The 19,072-nt window shown below is 65.7% G+C and carries 17 protein-coding genes; 12 read left to right on the top strand and 5 right to left on the bottom strand.

From position 1 onward, the window contains the following. The first annotated feature begins 47 nt into the window (after positions 1 to 47). Genes VSX77_RS04335 through VSX77_RS04325 form a run of 3 tightly spaced genes read left to right on the top strand, consistent with a single transcriptional unit; the run spans position 48 to position 4,026 of the window. Complete coding sequence (locus tag VSX77_RS04335) at positions 48 to 1,691, top strand: WS/DGAT/MGAT family O-acyltransferase (protein WP_338426437.1); 1,644 nt, start codon at positions 48 to 50, stop codon at positions 1,689 to 1,691. Positions 1,692 to 1,714: 23 nt separating this feature from the next. Next, positions 1,715 to 3,163: a DUF3336 domain-containing protein gene (locus tag VSX77_RS04330; protein ID WP_338426436.1), complete on the top strand. Its 1,449-nt coding sequence runs from the start codon at positions 1,715 to 1,717 to the stop codon at positions 3,161 to 3,163. Positions 3,164 to 3,165: 2 nt separating this feature from the next. After that, on the top strand, positions 3,166 to 4,026 hold the full coding sequence (locus tag VSX77_RS04325) for an alpha/beta hydrolase (RefSeq protein ID WP_338426435.1): 861 nt from the start codon (positions 3,166 to 3,168) through the stop codon (positions 4,024 to 4,026). 16 nt (positions 4,027 to 4,042) lie between these two features. Here the strand turns inward: VSX77_RS04325 and VSX77_RS04320 are convergent, their stop codons facing one another. After that, complete coding sequence (locus VSX77_RS04320) at positions 4,043 to 5,017, bottom strand: hypothetical protein (protein ID WP_338426434.1); 975 nt, start codon at positions 5,015 to 5,017, stop codon at positions 4,043 to 4,045. Between the two features lie 150 nt (positions 5,018 to 5,167). On the opposite strand from VSX77_RS04320, the gene VSX77_RS04315 reads away from it, so the two are divergent. Together VSX77_RS04315 and VSX77_RS04310 are read left to right on the top strand one after the other, a co-directional pair. Beyond that, entirely contained in the window at positions 5,168 to 6,100 is a 933-nt protein-coding gene (locus VSX77_RS04315) for an alpha/beta fold hydrolase (protein WP_338426433.1), read from the top strand. Between the two features lie 149 nt (positions 6,101 to 6,249). Then, complete coding sequence (locus tag VSX77_RS04310; protein WP_338426432.1) at positions 6,250 to 7,251, top strand: NAD(P)H-dependent glycerol-3-phosphate dehydrogenase; 1,002 nt, start codon at positions 6,250 to 6,252, stop codon at positions 7,249 to 7,251. Between the two features lie 102 nt (positions 7,252 to 7,353). Here VSX77_RS04310 and VSX77_RS04305 read toward each other — a convergent pair whose 3' ends face one another. Then, positions 7,354 to 7,977 (bottom strand): TlpA family protein disulfide reductase, encoded by a 624-nt coding sequence (locus VSX77_RS04305; protein WP_338426431.1) that lies wholly within the window; start codon positions 7,975 to 7,977, stop codon positions 7,354 to 7,356. On the opposite strand from VSX77_RS04305, the gene argH reads away from it, so the two are divergent. The 4 genes from argH to VSX77_RS04285 all read left to right on the top strand — a co-directional run bounded on the left by argH (position 7,976) and on the right by VSX77_RS04285 (position 11,909). Next, a complete protein-coding gene (gene argH / locus VSX77_RS04300; protein WP_422397303.1) occupies positions 7,976 to 9,352 on the top strand; it encodes an argininosuccinate lyase in 1,377 nt (458 codons plus the stop codon). The two genes, VSX77_RS04305 and argH, sit on opposite strands and share 2 nt — an antisense overlap. After that, positions 9,352 to 9,603 (top strand): hypothetical protein, encoded by a 252-nt coding sequence (locus VSX77_RS04295; protein WP_338426429.1) that lies wholly within the window; start codon positions 9,352 to 9,354, stop codon positions 9,601 to 9,603. Before argH ends, VSX77_RS04295 begins: the two co-directional genes overlap by 1 nt. A gap of 131 nt (positions 9,604 to 9,734) precedes the next feature. Further along, positions 9,735 to 10,994 carry a diaminopimelate decarboxylase gene (gene lysA, locus VSX77_RS04290; protein ID WP_338426428.1) on the top strand — a complete coding sequence of 420 codons (1,260 nt, stop codon included), beginning with the start codon at positions 9,735 to 9,737 and terminating at the stop codon, positions 10,992 to 10,994. A 141-nt stretch (positions 10,995 to 11,135) separates the two neighbouring features. Continuing rightward, entirely contained in the window at positions 11,136 to 11,909 is a 774-nt protein-coding gene (locus VSX77_RS04285) for a precorrin-2 dehydrogenase/sirohydrochlorin ferrochelatase family protein (RefSeq protein ID WP_338427211.1), read from the top strand. 89 nt (positions 11,910 to 11,998) lie between these two features. On the opposite strand, the gene VSX77_RS04280 is transcribed toward VSX77_RS04285, so the two are convergent. Next, positions 11,999 to 12,949, bottom strand: a complete 951-nt coding sequence (locus VSX77_RS04280) for a WD40 repeat domain-containing protein (RefSeq protein WP_338426427.1) — start codon at positions 12,947 to 12,949, stop codon at positions 11,999 to 12,001. A 176-nt stretch (positions 12,950 to 13,125) separates the two neighbouring features. On the opposite strand from VSX77_RS04280, the gene VSX77_RS04275 reads away from it, so the two are divergent. The 3 genes from VSX77_RS04275 to VSX77_RS04265 all read left to right on the top strand — a co-directional run bounded on the left by VSX77_RS04275 (position 13,126) and on the right by VSX77_RS04265 (position 15,338). Then, positions 13,126 to 13,269 (top strand): hypothetical protein, encoded by a 144-nt coding sequence (locus VSX77_RS04275; protein ID WP_338426426.1) that lies wholly within the window; start codon positions 13,126 to 13,128, stop codon positions 13,267 to 13,269. A 45-nt stretch (positions 13,270 to 13,314) separates the two neighbouring features. After that, positions 13,315 to 14,349 carry a HEAT repeat domain-containing protein gene (locus tag VSX77_RS04270; RefSeq protein ID WP_338426425.1) on the top strand — a complete coding sequence of 345 codons (1,035 nt, stop codon included), beginning with the start codon at positions 13,315 to 13,317 and terminating at the stop codon, positions 14,347 to 14,349. An 83-nt stretch (positions 14,350 to 14,432) separates the two neighbouring features. Continuing rightward, the gene (locus tag VSX77_RS04265) at positions 14,433 to 15,338 is read left to right on the top strand and encodes a transposase (RefSeq protein WP_338426424.1); all 906 of its coding nucleotides are present in this window, start codon (positions 14,433 to 14,435) and stop codon (positions 15,336 to 15,338) included. A 48-nt stretch (positions 15,339 to 15,386) separates the two neighbouring features. On the opposite strand, the gene VSX77_RS04260 is transcribed toward VSX77_RS04265, so the two are convergent. Beyond that, positions 15,387 to 15,722, bottom strand: coding sequence for a hypothetical protein (locus VSX77_RS04260; RefSeq protein ID WP_338426423.1), 336 nt, complete (start codon positions 15,720 to 15,722; stop codon positions 15,387 to 15,389). A gap of 39 nt (positions 15,723 to 15,761) precedes the next feature. Beyond that, positions 15,762 to 18,773: an Eco57I restriction-modification methylase domain-containing protein gene (locus VSX77_RS04255; protein WP_338426422.1), complete on the bottom strand. Its 3,012-nt coding sequence runs from the start codon at positions 18,771 to 18,773 to the stop codon at positions 15,762 to 15,764. Positions 18,774 to 19,072: the final 299 nt, after the last annotated feature.

The following is a 19,072-nucleotide window of genomic DNA, read 5'->3' as shown; positions in this document are numbered from 1 at the left end:
CAAGTCCGAGGGTCCTCGCAATGACGGTAGGGTAGAAAGAAAGAGACATGCTCAAACAGCTCAGCGCACAGGACGCCCAGTTCCTCTACACCCAGACCGCGAACAACCTCACGCATATCATGGGCGTCTATATCTACGACCCGTCGACCGCGCCGGGCGGCTTCGTACGCTTCAAGGACATCATCGCCCACGTCGAAAGCCGCGTCCACACCTCGCCGCTCTTCAAACGCCGCCTGCACCGCCTGCCTTTCGACATGGACCATCCCTATTGGGTCGAGGACGAGCATTTCGATATCGAGGCGCATATGAGCCATGCGCGGCTTCCCGAGCCCGCCGACTGGCGGCAATTCTGCATCGCGGTGGCGCGCTGGTTCTCGAAGCCGATGGATATGAACCGCCCGCTATGGGACATTTATATCATAGAAGGGCTGGACCGGCTTCCTGGCATTCCCAAGGGCAGCTTCGCGATGCTCCACCGCGTCCACCACGCCGCGGTCGATGGCGCATCGGGCGCGCACGCCTTCATCGCGATGAGCGACATCGACGCGCACGGCACGCCCGCAATTCCCGAACCGCCGCCGGTCGAGGAGCTGGGCGATCCGCCGTCGAGCGCCGAGATCGTCTCGCGCGCCTGGGCTGCGTCGCTGCAATCGCCGGTCAAGTTCATGAACGCGCTGATGAAAATGTCCCCCGCCATCGTCTCCTCGGCGCGCAAGGCTATTGAGGGCGGGATGACCGCGGGCGTGCCCGAAACGCGCTTCAACGTGCCCGTGGGCCCGCACAAGATGTTCGACGCGACCACGGTCGCCCTCGCCGACGTCGCGGAAATCCGCAAGAAAGTGCCCGGCGCGACGGTCAACGATGTGGTGCTGACGACCGTCGGCGGCGCGCTCCGCAAATATCTCGCGAAGCACAAGGAATTGCCGAAGGAAAGCCTCGTTGCGGTCGCGCCGGTCAATCTGCGCGGCAAGGGCGGCAAGGCGGCAACGCCGGGCAACCAGGTGTCGGCGATGAGCGTGCCGATCCGCACCGACATCGCCGATCCGCTCGAACGGCTCGCCGCGGTGCGCGACTATACGGTCGAGGCAAAGGAAGCGAAGGCCGGCGTCAGCGCGCGGATCATGACCGACCTGTCGCAGCATATTCCCGGTGCGACGATGGCCGCGGTCGCGCGGCTCGTCACCAGCGAGCGTTTCGCGGTGCGCGGCACCAACCTCTTCATCTCCAACGTCCCCGGCGCGCAGGTGCCGCTCTATCTCGCCGGCGCCAGGCTCGTGCAGCAGCACGGCATGGCGCCGCTCGCGAACAATATGGGGCTGTTCGTCGCGACCCCCAGTTACAACGGCCGCATCGCCTTTTCGATCATCTCCGAACGCGCGATCATGCCCGACATCGCCTTTTTCCGTGAGTGCATCGACGAAAGTTTCGCCGACCTGATGGCGGCGGTGCCAAAGGCCGAAAAGCCAAAAGCCGTAACGGCCAAGCCCAAGGCGGCCAAAGTCAAATCGAAAAGGGCGGCCAAGGGAAAAAAGACGACCCCCTTATCGTCGCCCCCGCGAAGGCGGGGGCCGCTGGAGGTTGACGCGGCGCCGAAGGGTAAGGACGACGACGGCCCCCGCCTCCGCGGGGGCGACGAGCCTGTCAAAACAGTTGCCAAAGACAACGTAACCCGCAAGACTCGGAAAAAATAACGATGCTCTCGCAGGATTACCGAATGCTTTTCACCCCGACGCTCAGCGCCGACCGCGATCTGGTGACCGCGCCCGATTATGCCGCCTGGTCCAAAGCGGCGCGCGAGCATGATAAAAAATCGGGGCTTCAGGCGTGGCGCGACGCCGACGAAAGCAAGCATTTCGATTACAAGGCGATCCGCGCCCGCCTCGAAAAATTGCGCAAGCTGTCGGCGGCGGGCGACGTCAAGGGACTGCTCTTCGTGCTCAACGAAGGCATTCACGGCAATATCGACGGCATGGGGCACGAACGCCTCTATCAAAAGGCACGCTTCGGCACGAAAAAGCTGGTCGAGGATTATGTCGCCGAGGTCGTCGCCTCGCTCGACATGATCGCCGCCGCGCGCAGCATCGGCCGCGAGGAAAAGCGCGATTTCTTTCGCCGTGCCCAGCATTGCTACGGCCGCTCGGCGCTGCTGCTGTCGGGTTCGGGCAGCTTCCTCTTCTTCCACATCGGCGTCGTGAAAGCGCTCTGGTCCGAAGGCGTGCTTCCGTCGATCATGTCGGGCGCGAGCGGCGGGTCGATCGTCGCTGCAATCGTCTGCACGCGCAGGGACGCCGACATCGGCGCCTTCCTCGAAAGCGAGCGCCTCGCCAACCCCGACCGCGCCCGCGACGGCCGGCGGCTCGCGCCCGACGAGGTACGCGAACGGCTCGCGGGGCTGATCCCCGACCTGACCTTTCAGGAGGCCTATGAAATCAGCGGCCGTCACCTCAACGTCTCGGTCGCGCCCGCCGAAAAGCATCAGAACGGCCGGCTATTGAACGCGATTACCGCGCCTAATGTGCTGATCCGCGAAGCCGTCCTCGCCTCGTGCGCGGTCCCCGGCGTCTTTCCGCCTGTCATGCTGATGGCGCGGGGCGACGATGGAGCGCGCATTCCCTATCAGCCCGACCGGCGCTGGGTCGACGGATCGGTGACGCATGACATTCCGACCAAGCGGCTCGAACGCCTCTATGGCGTCAATCATCACATCGTCAGCCAGGCAAACCCCATTGCGCTGCCCTTCGCGACCGACACGCGCAAGCAGATGGCGCCGATCGAGGCGATTCAACATGCGTCGATGACGACCTTCAAGGCGTGGCTCAACGCGAACATGGTGATCTTCCAGAAACCGCTCGAACTGATCCCGCCCTTGAACAGCATCGCCAATATGGCGCGATCTGTGATCAACCAGGAATATACGGGCGACATCAACATCATCCGCCCGCCCAAATTCTGGTCGCCGACGAAGATTTTGAGCGACCTCGGCCAGGACGACATCGACGAACTGATCGACACCGGGATGCGCACCGCCTGGCCCAAAATCGAAATGGTCCGCACCCAGACCGCGATCAGCCGCGCGCTGGAGGGCATCCTGGCAAAGATCGACAAGACCGGCGACGACGGCCCCGGCCACCGCAGCGCCGCGCTCAAGAAGGCGGTGCGCTAAGCATGGCGGCCGGTGCGGTGATCCTTCCGGCCGAATCTGCGGGCGCAGGCGCGAAGCTCCGCGTCACCCGCTGGCTACCCGAAAGCCTGCCCAAAGCGATCGTGCTTCTCGCACACGGCTATGCCGAACATGCCGGGCGCTATGCCCATGTCGCAAAGCGGCTGACCGACGCGGGCTATGCGGTCTACGCCGTCGATCATTGGGGGCACGGCCGTTCGGATGGCGAGGGCGGTTATGTCCCGCGCTTCTCGGCCTATCTCGACGGCATGGCCGAGCTGCTCGCCTTGGCCGGGATCAACCATGGCGATACGCCGCGCCTGCTCCTGGGGCACAGCATGGGCGGGCTGATCGCGACGCTGTTCCTGATCGAGCGCCAGCAGGCGTTCGTTGCCGCCGCGCTCTCGGGCCCCGCAATCCTGCCCGCCGAGCCGCCGTCGCGCTTCACCGTCTGGATCAGCCGCTTCCTGTCGCGCTTCTTTCCGCGTTTGGGCGTCCTGTCACTCGATGCGAACGGCGTCAGCCGCGACCCTGCCGTCGTCGAGGCCTACAAGGCCGATCCGCTCGTATACGACGGCAAGATCGGCGCGCGATTGGGCAAGGAATTCATGGACGCGATGGCGGTCGCGCAGGCCGACGCGCCGAAAATCCGCCTGCCGATCCTTATCCAGCACGGCGGGGCCGACCGCCTGACCGCCCCCGCAGGTTCGCGGTACCTGTTCGACCATGTCGGCTCGGTCGACAAGCGCCTCGAAATCTATCCCGGCCTGTTCCACGAAATCTACAACGAGCCCGAACAGGCCGCGGTGCTGGGTGACCTGATCGGCTGGTTCGACGCGCACGTCGCGCCTCTCGAGCGACGCTGACGGTCGCGCTTCCCGATCAGCGGGCGGCGCCGAACAGGACTTTCTCGACGACGGGGTCCAGGCCTGACGCCGCACCATTCCCGTCGCCGACCACCAGATCGGGCAACAGCCGCTGGTCGAGCCCGACATAGTGCAGAATCTCTACCCGTTCGTTTGCGAACGCCTGTTCCAGCACGGTGCGGATCAGGAAATAAAGCGGCCCGACGTCGCCTGACCAGTTCCGCGGGATGGCCTGGTTGAACGGGCTCGGCGTTTCGTCGGATGCGCCAACGTGGCGGCCCGCGCGAACCAGCGTCCGGCTCAGCCAGTCCTTCTCCTCGCTTTCCTCTTTCAGGACGACCTGCGTCGATGCTCCGAAAAACGCCGCCATAAAGGCAAAGCGATTGTCCTTGGCCCAAGGCAATATGTGCCGCCACATGTCGCACACGTCGCTCGTGTCGATGATTTGCGCGTGAATGCCGCTGGCGACCCGCTTGGACCAGGAAATGACCTTGTGCAGCGTCAGCGTGTCGGTGAAATAACCGTCCGCCACCAGCACGTGCCGCGCCCCGTTGATATAAAGATAACGGTTGGGGCCATTGTCGCTGCCGCGATCGGGGAGCGCGCGCCAGGGGACGTGGCGCGTCAGCACCAGCTCGAACAGGCATTTGTCGTCGTCGGCGACCTTGTTGTTGTTCAGCGCCTTGAACCCTGATCGTGCGTCCTTGGCGGCGTGCAGTTCGGGCAGATGATAGTCGCCTTGGTCCACGATGATGCACCGGGTCGCCATGATCGTTTCATATTCGCGGTCCAGATCGTGCAGCATCCGCGCGCGTTCGATCCGGCGGTTTTCCTCGGCCGATTTCTGTTGCCCGCGATGGATCAGGTACCAGGCGGCGATCGCCGCCAGAATACCGAACAGCGCCTGCGCGATGAACGGAAATATCTCAGCCTGAAAATTGGCTTCGAAGCCCAGATTTTTAAGCACCCATTGCAGCAAGTCTCTGATCATCTTTCGCTTCCCCCCGGAAATCGCAACGATCTTTGCAAGCGTTGGCGCAGCGGTCAATCGGGCGCGCGCGTAAAGGGAGGTGACAAGGCGATTTTCTTGCCCCTATCATCGCGGCTTCGGAACAAGGACATCGACGATGGCGCGCTGCCCATGAAAATTCTCCTCACCCTGATCTTCGCGCCGCTCATCGCCCTCGCGCTCTTCTATTTCCTCTTTCCCGAACAGCTGGTGCAGATGATGCGCACGGTGATGCGCCGCCGCGCGCGGCTGGTGCGCAAAAGCATCATCGTCGATGGCCGCACCTGGCCCTATCTGGAGGGCGGCGATCCGGCGAAGCCCACCCTCGTGATGGTCCACGGCTTCGGCGCCGACAAGGATCACTGGGCCTTCTACGCGCCGTGGATGACGCGCGATTACCGCCTGATCGCCCCCGACCTGCCGGGGTTCGGCGAAAATGACCGCGACGGCGAATTGCCCTTCGACGTTTCGAGCCAGGCCGCGCGGCTCAAGGCCTTCCTCGATGCGCTCGGCATCGAGCGCCCGCATCTGGGCGGCAACAGCATGGGCGGCTGGATCGCGCTGCGTTTTGCGATCGACTATCCCGATCGCCTGCGCACGCTGACGCTGATGAACAATGCTGGCGTCGTCGGCGCCGACGAAAGCGAGCTGCAAAAGCTGGCTGCCAACCGCGACTATAACCCGCTCGTCCTCGCCAATCTGGAGGACGCCGATCGCCTCATGGCCTTCGTCGTACGCAAGCCGACCTACGTCCCCGCGCGGCTGAAGCCGGTGATCTACGCGGACGCGCTGCGCCACCGCGACCTGCTCGACAAGATATTCTGGACCATCGCCGACGAGATGGAGCAGGCGCCGCTCAACGACGACCTGCACAAGGTGAAAGTGCCGACGCTGATCCTCTGGGGGCGCCACGACAAGCTGATCGACGTCAGCTGCGTCGCGGTGCTGGAATCGGGCATTGCGAACAGCCGCGCCCACATCTTCGACCATGTCGCGCACGTCCCGATGATCGAGGATCCGAAGGCGACGGCGGAAATCCAGCGGGCGTTCCTGGCGGAGCACTAGCCCCGCCTCTTCACCCCGGACTTGATCCGGGGTCCATGACAGCGCCGAAGGAATGGATGCCTGATCAAGTCCGGCATGAGGAAGAAGATAGCCCGCTTGCCAACCTCCCGATCGCGCGCCACTCTCCCCTGAAAACAGGGGAGAGACATATGCGCCTCAAAGTGGGCTTGCTCGGAGGGGGCAGCTGGGGGACGACGGTCGCCGCGGTGGTGTCGCGCAACGCGCCGATACAGCTCTGGGCGCGCGATGCCGAAACGGTCGATGGCATCAACCGCGATCACGAAAATCATAAATATCTGCCCGGCATCAAGCTGCCCCCCGCGCTCGCCGCGACGAGCGACATCGCCGAAGTCGTCGCCGGAGCCGATGTTCTCGTCATGGGCGTGCCCTCGCACAGTTTCCGCAGCGTGCTGGAGGAAGCCCGCGACCACCTTCGCCCCTGGGTGCCCGTCATCAGCCTCACCAAAGGGCTCGAACTCGCCTCGGGCAAGCGCATGACCGAATTGATCGAGGAGGTGCTGCCCGGCCACCCCGTCGGCGTTCTCACCGGGCCGAATCTCGCGCGCGAAATCATGACCGGACAGGCGGCGGCGAGCGTGCTGTCGATGGAGGATGAGATCGTCGTCCGCGCGCTTCAGCCGCTGTTCCATTCGGGCCTGTTCCGCGTCTACACCAACACCGACCTGCTCGGCTGCGAGCTTGGCGGGGTGCTCAAGAATATAATCGCGATCGCGGTCGGCATGGGCGACGGGCTGGGGGCAGGGGACAATACGCGCGCCGGGCTGATGACGCGCGGCCTCGCCGAAATCACGCGCCTTGGTTTCGCGATGGGCGGGCGCCCCGAAACCTTTGCCGGGCTCACCGGCATGGGCGACCTCATCGCCACTTGCACCAGCCCCCTGTCGCGCAACCGCCACGTCGGGGTCGAACTCGGCAAGGGGCGCCCGATCGACGACATCATCGCGGGTATGAACATGGTCGCGGAGGGCGTCAAAAGCGCGCCGACGGTGATGGCGCTCGCCGACCGCCACGGCATCGCGATGCCGATCGCGCGCGACGTGTTCGACGTGACGCAGGGCAAGCGGACGGCGATGGACGTCTTCCGCGGGCTCCTCAAATCGAGCGTCGGCGACGAGGCGCATCCGGGATAAGCAGGCCATCGCCCCCGCGAAGGCGGGGGCCGCAATCGGCCTATTCCTGCGTGGTTGCGTAGAACGACGGCGGCCCCCGCCTTCGCGGGGACGACGATTATCCTAAACCCCGCCCTCCGCCAGCAACGCCTTCGCCTCATCCCCCTGCCAGTCGATCGCGCCGACCACGCGCCACAGTTCGCGCCCCTCGCCATCGTAAAAAATACTCGTCGGCAACGCGCTGTTCGCGGCATCGAGCAGGCCGTTCTCGGGATCGAGATAGGGTTGCAGCGCCGTCAGCCCTGCCTTCTGGAACCAGGGATCGACGACCTCGGCCCCCTGCAAATCCTGTGCGACCGCGATCACTTGCATGTCGTCGCGGCGCGCCGCTGCAAGCGCATCGAGCGTCGGCATTTCGGCGATGCACGGCGCGCACCACGTCGCCCACAGATTGACGAGCAAGGGCTTTCCGCGAAAGGCCGCCAGCGTCACGGGCGCATCGTCGGGGCCGGTGAAGGCCGCCGTCGGCGCCGCCGCGCCCTTGTGGCTGCGGTCGATCATATATTCGAACGCGCCGACGCCCTTCGCTTGGCTTGTGGAAACATTTGCTTCGCCTTGCGCGGCTTGCCCGCCGCCCGCCTTTTCCCTATCGCAGCCCGCGACCGATCCGGCCAGCAACAGGCCCAGGATCAACAGCGACGGATTTGGAACGCGGCGGATGGCGAATACTCCGGACAGCAACAGCATGTGGGGCGGCCGCTTCGGTGGCGGTCCTGCGGCGATCATGCAAGAGATTAACGCCTCGATCCCGATCGACAAGCGGCTTTGGGAAGAGGATATCGCCGCCAGCCGCGCCCACGCCGCGATGCTCGGGGCAACTGGAATCATCACCGCGGACGATGCGGCAGCGATCGACCGCGGCCTTGCCCAGATCGCCGAAGAATTTGCCGCGAACGGCGTGCCCGTCGACCTCAGCCTCGAGGACATCCACATGACCGTCGAGGCGCGGCTGAAGGAGCTGATCGGCGAACCCGCCGGGCGGCTCCACACGGCGCGGTCGCGTAACGACCAGGTCGCGACCGATTTCCGCCTGTGGACGCGCACCGCGTGCGATCGCATCGACGCCTGGCTCGCCGCGCTTCAGGCGGGGCTGCTTCGGCGCGCCGACGAATATGCCGACAGCATCATGCCGGGCTTCACGCATTTGCAGGTCGCGCAGCCAGTGACGCTCGGCCACCATCTGCTCGCCTATGTCGAAATGGCGCGCCGCGACCGCGGCCGTTTCGCCGACGCGCGCGCGCGGCTCAACGAATCGCCGCTCGGCGCCGCGGCGCTCGCGGGCACCAGCTTCCCGCTCGACCGCGATGCCACCGCCGCCGCGCTCGGCTTCGACCGCCCGATGGCGAACAGCATCGACGCGGTTTCGGACCGCGACTTCGCGCTGGAATTTTGCGCCGCCGCGTCGATCGCCGCTATCCATCTGTCGCGCCTCGCCGAGGAAATCGTCATCTGGGCCAGCCAGCCCTTCGGTTTCGTCGCGCTCCCCGACGCTTGGTCGACGGGCAGCTCGATCATGCCGCAAAAGCGCAACCCCGACGCCGCCGAACTGGTGCGCGGGCGCGCGGGTCTGCTGCTCGGTGCTTTCCAGCGGCTCGCCGTGATCGTGAAGGGGTTGCCGCTCACTTACTCAAAGGATTTGCAGGACGACAAGGAAACGCTCTTCGGCGCGTTCGACGCGCTTGCGCTGTCGCTCGCGGCAATGACCGGCATGGTCGAAACCTTGACCTTTCGCACCGACCGGATGCGCGCGCTCGCCGCGTCGGGCTATTCGACCGCGACCGACCTTGCCGACTGGCTGGTGCGCGAGGCGGGGCTGCCGTTCCGCGAGGCGCATCATGTCGTCGGCGCCTGCGTCAAGCGCGCCGAGGAGCTGGGCGTCGAGCTGCCCGCGCTGCCCGCCGCCGACGCGGCCGCGATCCACGCCGCCGTGACCCCCGACGTTCTCGCCGCGCTCACGGTCGAGGCGTCGGTCGCCAGCCGCACCAGCTATGGCGGAACCGCTCCCGAGCGGGTAAGGCAGGCCATCGCCGCGGCGCGCGCCGCACTCCAGGGACAGGATTGATGCCGAACCGCCACCATATCCTAGCCATGCTGACCGCCCCCGCGCTGCTCGGCGCGTGCGGGGCCAAGGAAGATCTGAAGCCGCCGGCGAATCAGCCGGCCGCCGTCGTTCCCATCGGCGCCAACCGCGCCCCGACTACCGAGGAGCTTACGACGCCTGACGCGCAGGCCCGGCCCGCGCGCAGCGACGAACTTCTCAAACGATCCGAACAACGCGAACCCGACGATTTCGACCTGCCGCCTCCGGGCTGAGTCAAACCGAACTTATCTGATCCGTTCGTGTCGAGCGAAGTCGAGACACCCATCGGTGTAGCTCCGTTCCGAGGGGCATCTCGACTTCGCTCGATGCGAACGGGAAAAAAATATGACTAGGACTGCATTCAATGGATCATTTTGCCCTTCGTAACGGCGTCCTCCACGCCGAAGACATCCCGCTGTCGCAAATCGCCGAGGAAGTCGGCACCCCCGCCTATGTCTATTCGCGCGCAATGCTCGAAGCCCATGCGCAGGAATTTCGCGCCGCGCTGAAGGACGTGCCGCGCAAGCATCTCGCCTTCGCGATCAAGAGCAACCCCAACCTCGGCGTCCTGCGCGTTCTCGCGCGGCAGGGTTATGGCGCCGACGTCGTCTCGGGCGGCGAGCTCGAACGCGCGCTCGCCTCGGGAATGGCGCCCGGAGACATCGTCTTTTCGGGCGTCGGCAAGACCCGCGCCGAACTCGCGCAGGGGCTCGACCGCGGCATCGGGCAGTTCAACATCGAACATGAACCCGAAGGCGTCGCACTCTCCGAAATCGCGCTGAAAAAGGAGATGACGGCGCCCGCCGTGCTGCGCGTCAATCCCGATGTCGACGCCGGCACCCATGCCAAGATTTCGACCGGCAAGGCCGACAGCAAGTTCGGCGTCGGCATCGATGTCGCGCCTGAAATCTTCGCGCGGCTGGCGGCGCTGCCGGGGCTCAATATGCGCGGCATTGCAGTGCATATCGGCAGCCAGCTGACCAGTCTCGATCCACTCGAGGCCGCGTTCGAACGGCTCGGCCGCCTCGTCGCCGACCTGCGCGCCGCGGGGCACAGCATCACCCACGTCGATCTCGGCGGCGGGCTCGGTGTGTCGTACCGGCCGGGGGATAATCCGCCCAGCATGGCCGATTATGGCGCGATGGTTGCGCGCGTGACAAAGGATTGGGACGTCACGCTGATGTTCGAACCGGGCCGAGTCATCGCGGGCAACACCGGCGTGCTTTTGACCGAAGTCCTGTGGGTCAAGCCCGGCGCGACCAACCCCTTCGTCATCGTCGACGCCGCGATGAACGACCTCGCGCGCCCTGCGCTCTACGATGCCTATCACGATTTCGTCGCGGTGAAGCCGACGGGTGAAAAAATGACCGCGTCAATCGTCGGCCCGGTGTGCGAGACCGGCGACACCTTTGCCCGCGACCGCGTGACCGACCGGGTGGAATCGGGCGATCTCGCGGTGTTCCGAAGTGCGGGGGCCTATGGCGCGACCATGGCCTCGACCTACAACAGCCGCAGCCTCGTTCCCGAGGTGCTGGTCGACGGGGATCGCTACGTCATCGTCGCCGACCGCATCGCCGCGGGTACGATCATGGCGGCGGAGCGGGTGCCCGACTGGATTGATTGATACGGCGCGGTTGCGAGAATACGCAGCGGCGCTATCTTTTCTTCGTCACCCCGGACTTGATCCGGGGTCCATGATCCAACGGCGCGGTAGGGATCATGGATGCCGGATCAAGTCCGGCATGACGAGAAAGAGGGCGAATTCATGCACCAGCTCCCCATCTTCCTGAACCTCGCCGACCGCACCGTCGTGCTGGTCGGCGAAGGGGAGGCCGCCGACGCCAAGGCGCGTCTCATCCGGCGCGCCGGCGGCCACATCGTCGCCGCGTGGGAGGAAGGCGCGACCATCGCCTTCGTCGCGCTCGACGACAAAGACGAAGCGCGCACTGTCGCCGCTGCGCTCCGCGCGCGCGGCCTGCTCGTCAATGTCGTCGACCGCCCCGACCTTTGCGATTTCACCACGCCCGCGATCATCGACCGCGCCCCCGTCACCATCGCCGTCGGCACCGGCGGCGCGTCCGCTGGTCTGGCCAAGGCCGTCCGCCAGCGGATCGAGGCCTTCCTACCCGCCCGCCTCGGCGCGCTTGCGACCGCACTCTATGCCGCCCGCGCCGCCATGAAGGCGCGCTGGCCCGCCGCCGCCGACCGCCGCCGCGCGATCGACGCTGCGCTGGCACCCGGCGGCGCGCTCGACCCGCTCGATGACGACGCGGCGGACAAGCTCGATGCCTGGCTGGCCAGCGACACCGCCGCCCAACCGTCCCGCCTCGAAACCATCCGCCTGACCGGCTCTGACCCCGACGACCTCACCCTCCGCGCCGCGCGCCTGCTGGGCGAGGCCGACCATATCTTTCACCCGCGGCACGTCCCCGCCGCGATCCTCGACCGCGCGCGCGCCGACGCCGTGCGCCACATCGCCGCCGTGCCCCCCGCCGATCCGCCTGCGGGCCTTTCGCTCTGGCTGGACGTCCGCGCATAAACCCTCCCTGCGGCGGAGGCGCGGAAAAGCGGCGAGCGAAGCGCGGCCGGAGGAGCCGGTGGCGCACCGTCGCGCTGGGCTGACTGCCGTCAGGGCGCGATCGCCAGCCCGTCCCCCTGCTTCCCCGCGGCGATCCGGCGCAGCACTTTCCCGCTCGCCACATCGATCTCCGCGACCCTGTCGTGCCCCGTTTCGGCCGCATACAGCCGCTGCGAATCGGCGCTGAACAGCAGGGTCACCTGCTGCGCCGCATCACCCTCCGACCCGTTGATCGTTTTCAGCGGCGCGCGTGTCTCTGCGTCGAACAGCGTGATCGTCCCCTTGCCGATATTGCTCGTCGCGATCAGCTTGCCGTCGGGGCTCGCCAGCACGCGGATCGCGACCGGATCGACCGGCAACTCGGCCAGCTTTGCACCCGATGCCGTGTCCCACACCGACACCCGCGGCGCGTCGAGGTCGCCGACCCACAGCTCGCGCCCATGCTTCGCCAGCGCCAGCCCTTCGGGCTTGCCGCCGATGGTCAGGTCGCGCAGCTTCACTCCCGCGTTCAGGTCGAGCACGCTCACCGTCCCCGACCCGATATTGGCGGTATAGGCGGTGCGGCTGCCGGGCGCGACGACGATCATATGCGTGCCCTTTTGCCCCGTCGAAATCGACGTGACCGCGCCGTCCGGCGCCACCACCGCGACCGATTCGCTCTTCTCGGTAGTCGCCACCAGCCGCCCGTCGGCCAGCCACAGCAGCCCGTGTGGCCGCTCGTTCGGGCTGAGGTCGATCGTCTTGATCTTCGTGCGCGCCGCGACGTCGAACAGGTCGATCGTGCTGCCGCCATAGGCAACGACCGCCGCCTTGCTGCCGTCGGGCGACACCGCAATCTCGTGCGGCATCCGCCCCGTGGGCAGCCGCGCGAGCTCCTCGCCCGACGCCAGGTCGACCAGGCTCAGACTATCTTCGCCCTTGTTTCCAATCAGCAGCGTTTCGGCCGTGGCGGGCGCGGTCAGGATCAGCGCGGCAAGCGCGGCGGCAATGACAGGACGCATGGCAATCTCCCGGTTATCCCATCACCCTATCCCGCGCTCCCGCCCCGACAAGCCGCGTTCGACGAGCGACATGGCCCACATTACGATAAGTTAACTCACCCCCGCGGCCCCGCGGCCTTACCCCTGCCCGCGGCGGCAGCTCGCGCCGCCGGTTTTTTCAGGACAGGAGGGGGATTATGGAACTACCGCCCATCGACATCGACGCGCTGCCCTTGCTCGACACCGCGGTCGGGCTGTTCGGCTCGCTGGTCGCCAGCGGCACGCCGTCGAAATCGGTGTTTGAAATCGCGGTCACCATCGCGCTGATCGTCCATAATTGATCCGGCGCGGGGGCGGCGCGCCGTCCCCGCCTCATCCGCCAGACCATGCCCGCACCCCGCTCGCGTCACGACCATTATCCGCGCGATGACGCCGCCCGCTGCCGGCGCATCCGCGAAGCGGTCGCCGATCTTGATGCACATTGGCGCAAAGTCGATAGCGCGCCCGCCGATACGGCGCCCACCGACACTTCGCGCGGCGGACTGCTCGCGGCGATCGAAGCCGTGGCGGGGGAGCCGCCCGACCACGCGATCGCGCGCCTCCTCCCCTGGCTCACCGACACCAGCTGGCTGCACGACCGGCTGGGCGAGGCGCTGGCCCTGCTCGCCGCCGATCCGTTTGCCCGCCCGCCACTCCGCCCCGTCGGCGGCGGCGACGACGGCAGCGGCGGCCTGATCATCGCCGAGCGCGGCCCGGTGCGCGTGGCGCTCCATATCCACCCCGCTGCGGCCGCGGCGCCGACGCACGCGGTCTTCGTCCCCGGCCGCGCCGCGATCCGTGTGCTCGCCGCCGCGGGCGCGTCGCTTTGCCTGCACGAAGTCGCGGTCAGCGCGGCCGAGGAAGCGGGCGGCTTCACCGCGTCGGCCGCCGCGGCGTGCCGCAGCATCCCGCCGCGCAAACTCGTGGACGGCGAAATCTTCCACCACGACACCGCACGGCAAAGCTACCACCTCGCCTGCGCGCACGGCGACGTGCTGCTCCTCGAACTCGCGGTCCAGCCGCCCGCGCCCCTCCCGTTCCGCAGCTACGACCTCGCGACCGGCCGCCTCGCGCATGTCAGCGCGTCACAGCGCGACGCCAGCTTTCGCACCATGGCGCTGACCCTGCTCCGCCACCTCGGCCGCCCCGACGCCGCGCCGCTGTTCCTCGCCGAAACGCAGGCCGACGATTTCGCCCTCCGCTGGCACGCGATGCGCGAGCTGATCGCGCTCGCCCCCGCCGCCGCGCTCCCGCGCCTCGCCGCGATGGCGGCAACCGACCCGCACCCGGAAGTCCGCCGCGCCGCACAGGCAACGCTCGCGCTCCTCCAACCCCCTCCCGCAAGCGGGAGGGGCAGCGAGACTTGCGAGCTTGCTCGCTAGTCGCAGCGGGGTGGGCACGACCGCACTGCCCGTGACCCGCCCCCCAACCCCTCCCGCAAGCGGAGGGCCCCAAAGGAACCCCCATGCCCCTGACCATCGACCCGCCGCCCGCGACCGAACTCGACCTCGCCGAAGTCACCGCGCGCCTCGACGAAAGCGGGATGGACCTGTCCGACGACGCCAGCGTCGCGCACTGCACCGCGCTCCTCGCCGGCCTCGCGCGCAACCGCGACTTCCTCGCCGACCGCGTCATCGCCGCGCTCAAGCAGGGCTGCGCCGACCAGGTCGCGATCAACCGCCATTCGGCGCAGGTCTTCCTGCTCCACCGCGGCGCGCGCGGCTATTATCTGCGCGCAAACCTCTGGCCCGCCGCGACCGACGCCGTCACCACCGCCAGCGGCACGCAGGCCTTTGCCTACGCCCTGCCGCACGACCATAATTTCCACTTCCTCACCATCGGCTATTTCGGCCCCGGTTACATCAGCGACGATTATGAGGTTGACCCGGAAGCCATCGACGGCCGCCTCGGCGAACCGCTCGCGCTGCGCGCCATGGGGCAGAGCCAGCTTTGCGAAGGCAAGATGATGCTCTACCGCGCCCACCGCGACGTCCACAGCCAGCACCCGCCGCCCGGCCTGTCGGTCAGCCTCAACATCATGGATGAGGGCGAACATATCCCCTGGCGCGACCAATATATCGTCGACCTCGGCTCCGTCGGCGCCGCACCGCACGCCCCGGCGACGATCGCGCAGCGCCCGACGCTCACCAGCACCGAATTGCTGCTCCGCGCCGCCGTCGACCTCCACGAAAACGCCCACGACATCGCCGACCATTTCGCAAAAGCCCACCCCGTCCCCCGCGTCCGCGCCCACGCCCTCGCCGCCCTCGCCGCGGCGAAGGCGGGCGAGGGCAGGGCGGCGGTCCTCGAACGCGGCCTGCGCGATCCGGACGCGCGGGTCAGGGATGATTGCCGGCGGTGGCTGGCGTAAAGCTGACTCGTTCTCCCTTACAGGAGAGGGTCGGAGAGCGGCGAAGCGTCAGGGAGCCGGCGCCCGTCCGAGCCGGTCAAGCTCCTCCTCCAGCGCCCGCACAGTCTCTGCGATTTCGTCGTGCTGGAACCAAGTCGCGCACATCCGGAAATTTCCGATGTGATAACGGTAATCGGCCGCGTCCCACGGCATGACATCCGTCGCGCGCAATTCCGCGATGGTGGCCAGCATCAACTCACGGATCGATTCTTTGGTGTGTTGGAAAATCGGCGGTGACTTGGGCGGGAAATGAAACCATTGCAATTCGCTCTCGGTGGGCGGTTCGGCCTCCGCCGGCACCGACGCATCAAACAGGTCGCCCTGATGTCCGTAACGATCACCCATGGCGTCGATTCTAGCTCGGCCGATGACCGGGTCAACGCCTCATCCGCCGTCGAGCAGCTTTTCCACAAGTTTGTCGATGGCGGGCGCCAGTCCGACCTCGGTCAGATGTTTGCGGATACGATTGCGCACGGTGACAAAATAATCGCCTTGGTTGATGGTGACCACGGCGGCGGCGACTTCTGCCTTGGCAGCGACGGCCGCAAGTTCGCGATGCAGCGCGATGCGCGAGTCGAAGGTCGGAATCGGCAGGTTGAACATGACCTTGTCAAAGTCACGTTTGCCCCACTGTCCCTCGGCTTGCCATTTTTCGGCACGCGATCGAGCCGTTTCACTGTTGAGGATGGCAATGAGATATTGAGCTTGTTGGCGCGTTAGGCACTCAGCCCAATAAAGCTTGTGATCAAAGACAGCCGTATCGTCTTCGATGATTGCTGCGGCCGGCTGGGTGCCGGACTTTGCATAGACCACTCTCAATTTGCGGAGCGGGAACTGCGACAGAAGCTGGTCGAAATAGTTGAGATGATTGGCGAAACTACGTGTCCCTTCCCCATGACCCGTCCACAGCTTCTCGCATTGTTCCAACCATTGCGACAGGTGCATGGCCCCGGCGTTGATCGCGGACGAGCTCGTCAGGACGTGCCCGCTCTTCACGGGGACGACGCCCTCCAGCGGCGTGCCGAGGCGATAGGGAAAGACATTCTCCCCCAGATAGACGCGGCTGATAAAGCCCGATTCGACCGGCCCTTGCGGTGGCTCAATGTCTTTCCAAGGCTTTTTGTCCTGGCTTCCGATACGGCCGCGCACGCGCGGGGCGTGGGGATTCTCGCCCAGGCGGCCAGCCGGCATTCGCTCGACGAGCACCAGCCGTCGTGGATAGAGCAACGCGCCCGATCGGAACGCATTGCGATAAGCCGATCCACCCTTGCCCGTATCGGCGTCGGGCCAGTCGATTTCCTCGGCCGTTATCGAATTGGCGGCCTCCTCAACCCCGGCATCGCGCCGCGCCAGATGGCCTAAAAATGCCGTGGCTTTTTCAGGCAGCGCTTGCTTCGAACTGGCGAAGCGGCCGAACCAGACGCTTGACGGCACGGGGAACAGCGCGTCGGGCCGACAATCGACCCCGGTCAGATCCCACCCGGCATCGACCTTCATATATTGAATCGACCCCGCCAGTCGGAATCGCCCGGTGCGGAACTTCGCATAGGGCTGTTTGAACATCGAGGCATAGGGCAGGATGAAGGCGATTCGTCCATCGCGGCGCATATAGAGCTGCATCGCACGCGCGAAGAAATAGGCGCTGAGGTCGAAACCTGAAACGCTGCCGGTTCCGCCCCACAGTTCGAATTGTTCCATCGCCGACTTGAAACGCGCCTTCAGCGCCTTGTCCATGCGCGAATAGGCGACCCATGGCGGATTGCCGACCACCACATCGGCTTTTTGCGCTTCGCCCGCCAACCACACCGGGCGCGACATATTGCGCGCGATATAACCCCAGATATGGTTGCGTCCCTGCTGGTGGAGCATGGCCAGCGTTTTATAGGTCGCCGCCAAGATTTTCCGATCAGAGGTGTCGATCAACGGACTGGATTCCATCCAGCGCTGAAACTCCGCCAGCGGCCGCTCGCGTTCGGCCATGCCTAACATCTGTTGGAGCAGCTGGTCGAGCGCATCGGGATTGGTTGCTACGCCTTTCGGGAAACGCAATAATTGGCGCCCGAAGCGTGCATCCTCGCCCGTGTAATCGGGAACGGCGGGAACGGTGATTTCGAAATCTTCGCTCGCCAGATCGCCGCCGTGCCATTGCAGGGCGTCGCCGAGATAGACCGGGACGGCAAAGCGTTCGGGACGCCCATCGCTCAATGTCGGCGCGATGGCGAGCAGCCATGTCGCGCGGGCGAAAATCACCGCCACCGGGTGGATGTCGATACCGGCGATCTTTTCTGCGGCCAATGATACCACCTCTTCGCCCGACAGGCCGGCCGATTTGCCCGCCGCTGCCAACCGCCTGACTGCGTGGAAAAGGAAGGTTCCTGATCCGCAGGACGGGTCGATGACACGATCCGACAGAGGCTTTTCGACGGCCGCCTCGACAATGCGCGCGGCAAGCCAGTCGGGGGTGTAATATTCACCGAGTTCGTGGCGCTGCGCCGGGTCGATCAGGCTCTCATACAGGCCCTTCAGAAGGTCGGCCTCGATCGCGGAAAGGTCGAACCGTGCGGCTTGCCGCGCGATCTTCAGGACCAGCGCATCGCCGCCGGGCGCCTTTAGCAGCCAGTCGAAAAAATCGGATTCGACCGCGCCGACTATTCCAAGGTCACTGAAAGGGCGGCCATCGAGCAAATGCTCGCCCGTTGCCGGCAGATGCCGGACGAACGCGGCTGTCGCGATCGCTTTTGCAACGATGACCAGATAGGTGTGTTGCAGGAACAGTTCCGGCGCATCGACTTCATTGCCATAGGCGGTGTTGAGCAGACGGTCCCACAGTGATCGCTTGACTGCGACTTCGGGGTCGGCGCCGATGTCGGCCCAAAGGAGCCGAAGCTCGCGCAGCGCTCGCCGGTATAGGACCGATTCCCGGCCGAGTTCGATTTTAATACGCGGAATGTCGGGGATCAGCTGATCTTGCAGCGCGACGACGCTTTCCAGCCAGCGTGTAAGGCCGAACGGCTCGTCGGGGTTTGGGGTATAAGAACCGAGTTCAATTAGCGTGTCGCCATCGGCGAGTTCATGCACAGAGAATGTCGCGCCGTCGGTGACGATGCCGACATAGTCCTGCCCCGTGACCGTCCGCCGGTCCTTCAGATATCCGCTAAGCTGGTCGGCGAAGACCTCTTTTCGAAGATCGGATTTCAGTTCGATCACCGTGCGCCCCAGCAGCGCATCGATCCTGCCCCGAATTTCGAAGGTTTGTTGCTCGAAACCAATGTCGCGCGAGGTTGCTCCAAGGCCATCGGTCAATAGCTTGTAAATCAGACCGCGGACTTTCTCATGGCCCGGTCTTGTGACCAACTCGGTAATGATTTCCTGTAGTTGGTCCGACGATAATGTCATGAATGCCCCTTCTGAACGGCTTTAATGCACAGGCTCGCCAGTTGGCGCAACTCCTTCCCTTTCGCCTCCACTCAAAAACCGCTTTCCTACCTCGCCCGGCTATGCCAGCCTCGCCGCTCTTCGCTCTTTGACCGCTTGAATCCGCTGCCTTTCCGCCGCGCCAAACGTCGCGCGCCTGCGTGCGATCTTTGCGATGTGTAGCGCGTGTGCGCCGCATGGGTGACCTTCGCGACATTGCTCCGGCCCGCACCGCCAACTCCCCGTTTTCCAGTGCAATCAGGTGACAAGTTTGACAAGTT

The sequence above is a fragment of the Sphingopyxis sp. TUF1 genome (assembly GCF_036687315.1).
Lineage (GTDB): Bacteria > Pseudomonadota > Alphaproteobacteria > Sphingomonadales > Sphingomonadaceae > Sphingopyxis > Sphingopyxis kveilinensis.
Note: the sequence above shows the minus strand (reverse complement) of the source record. Positions and strands in the feature narration are given on the sequence as shown.

Bases quoted from the DNA above. Each gene is read 5' to 3' on its own strand.
- VSX77_RS04335 (WP_338426437.1), top strand. From the start codon at position 48: ATGCTCAAACAGCTCAGCGCACAGGACGCCCAGTTCCTCTACACCCAG.
- VSX77_RS04330 (WP_338426436.1), top strand. From the start codon at position 1,715: ATGCTTTTCACCCCGACGCTCAGCGCCGACCGCGATCTGGTGACCGCG.
- VSX77_RS04325 (WP_338426435.1), top strand. From the start codon at position 3,166: ATGGCGGCCGGTGCGGTGATCCTTCCGGCCGAATCTGCGGGCGCAGGC.
- VSX77_RS04320 (WP_338426434.1), bottom strand. From the start codon at position 5,017: ATGATCAGAGACTTGCTGCAATGGGTGCTTAAAAATCTGGGCTTCGAA.
- VSX77_RS04315 (WP_338426433.1), top strand. From the start codon at position 5,168: ATGAAAATTCTCCTCACCCTGATCTTCGCGCCGCTCATCGCCCTCGCG.
- VSX77_RS04310 (WP_338426432.1), top strand. From the start codon at position 6,250: ATGCGCCTCAAAGTGGGCTTGCTCGGAGGGGGCAGCTGGGGGACGACG.
- argH (WP_422397303.1), top strand. From the start codon at position 7,976: ATGTGGGGCGGCCGCTTCGGTGGCGGTCCTGCGGCGATCATGCAAGAG.
- VSX77_RS04305 (WP_338426431.1), bottom strand. From the start codon at position 7,977: ATGCTGTTGCTGTCCGGAGTATTCGCCATCCGCCGCGTTCCAAATCCG.
- VSX77_RS04295 (WP_338426429.1), top strand. From the start codon at position 9,352: ATGCCGAACCGCCACCATATCCTAGCCATGCTGACCGCCCCCGCGCTG.
- lysA (WP_338426428.1), top strand. From the start codon at position 9,735: ATGGATCATTTTGCCCTTCGTAACGGCGTCCTCCACGCCGAAGACATC.
- VSX77_RS04285 (WP_338427211.1), top strand. From the start codon at position 11,136: ATGCACCAGCTCCCCATCTTCCTGAACCTCGCCGACCGCACCGTCGTG.
- VSX77_RS04280 (WP_338426427.1), bottom strand. From the start codon at position 12,949: ATGCGTCCTGTCATTGCCGCCGCGCTTGCCGCGCTGATCCTGACCGCG.
- VSX77_RS04275 (WP_338426426.1), top strand. From the start codon at position 13,126: ATGGAACTACCGCCCATCGACATCGACGCGCTGCCCTTGCTCGACACC.
- VSX77_RS04270 (WP_338426425.1), top strand. From the start codon at position 13,315: ATGCCCGCACCCCGCTCGCGTCACGACCATTATCCGCGCGATGACGCC.
- VSX77_RS04265 (WP_338426424.1), top strand. From the start codon at position 14,433: ATGCCCCTGACCATCGACCCGCCGCCCGCGACCGAACTCGACCTCGCC.
- VSX77_RS04260 (WP_338426423.1), bottom strand. From the start codon at position 15,722: ATGGGTGATCGTTACGGACATCAGGGCGACCTGTTTGATGCGTCGGTG.
- VSX77_RS04255 (WP_338426422.1), bottom strand. From the start codon at position 18,773: ATGACATTATCGTCGGACCAACTACAGGAAATCATTACCGAGTTGGTC.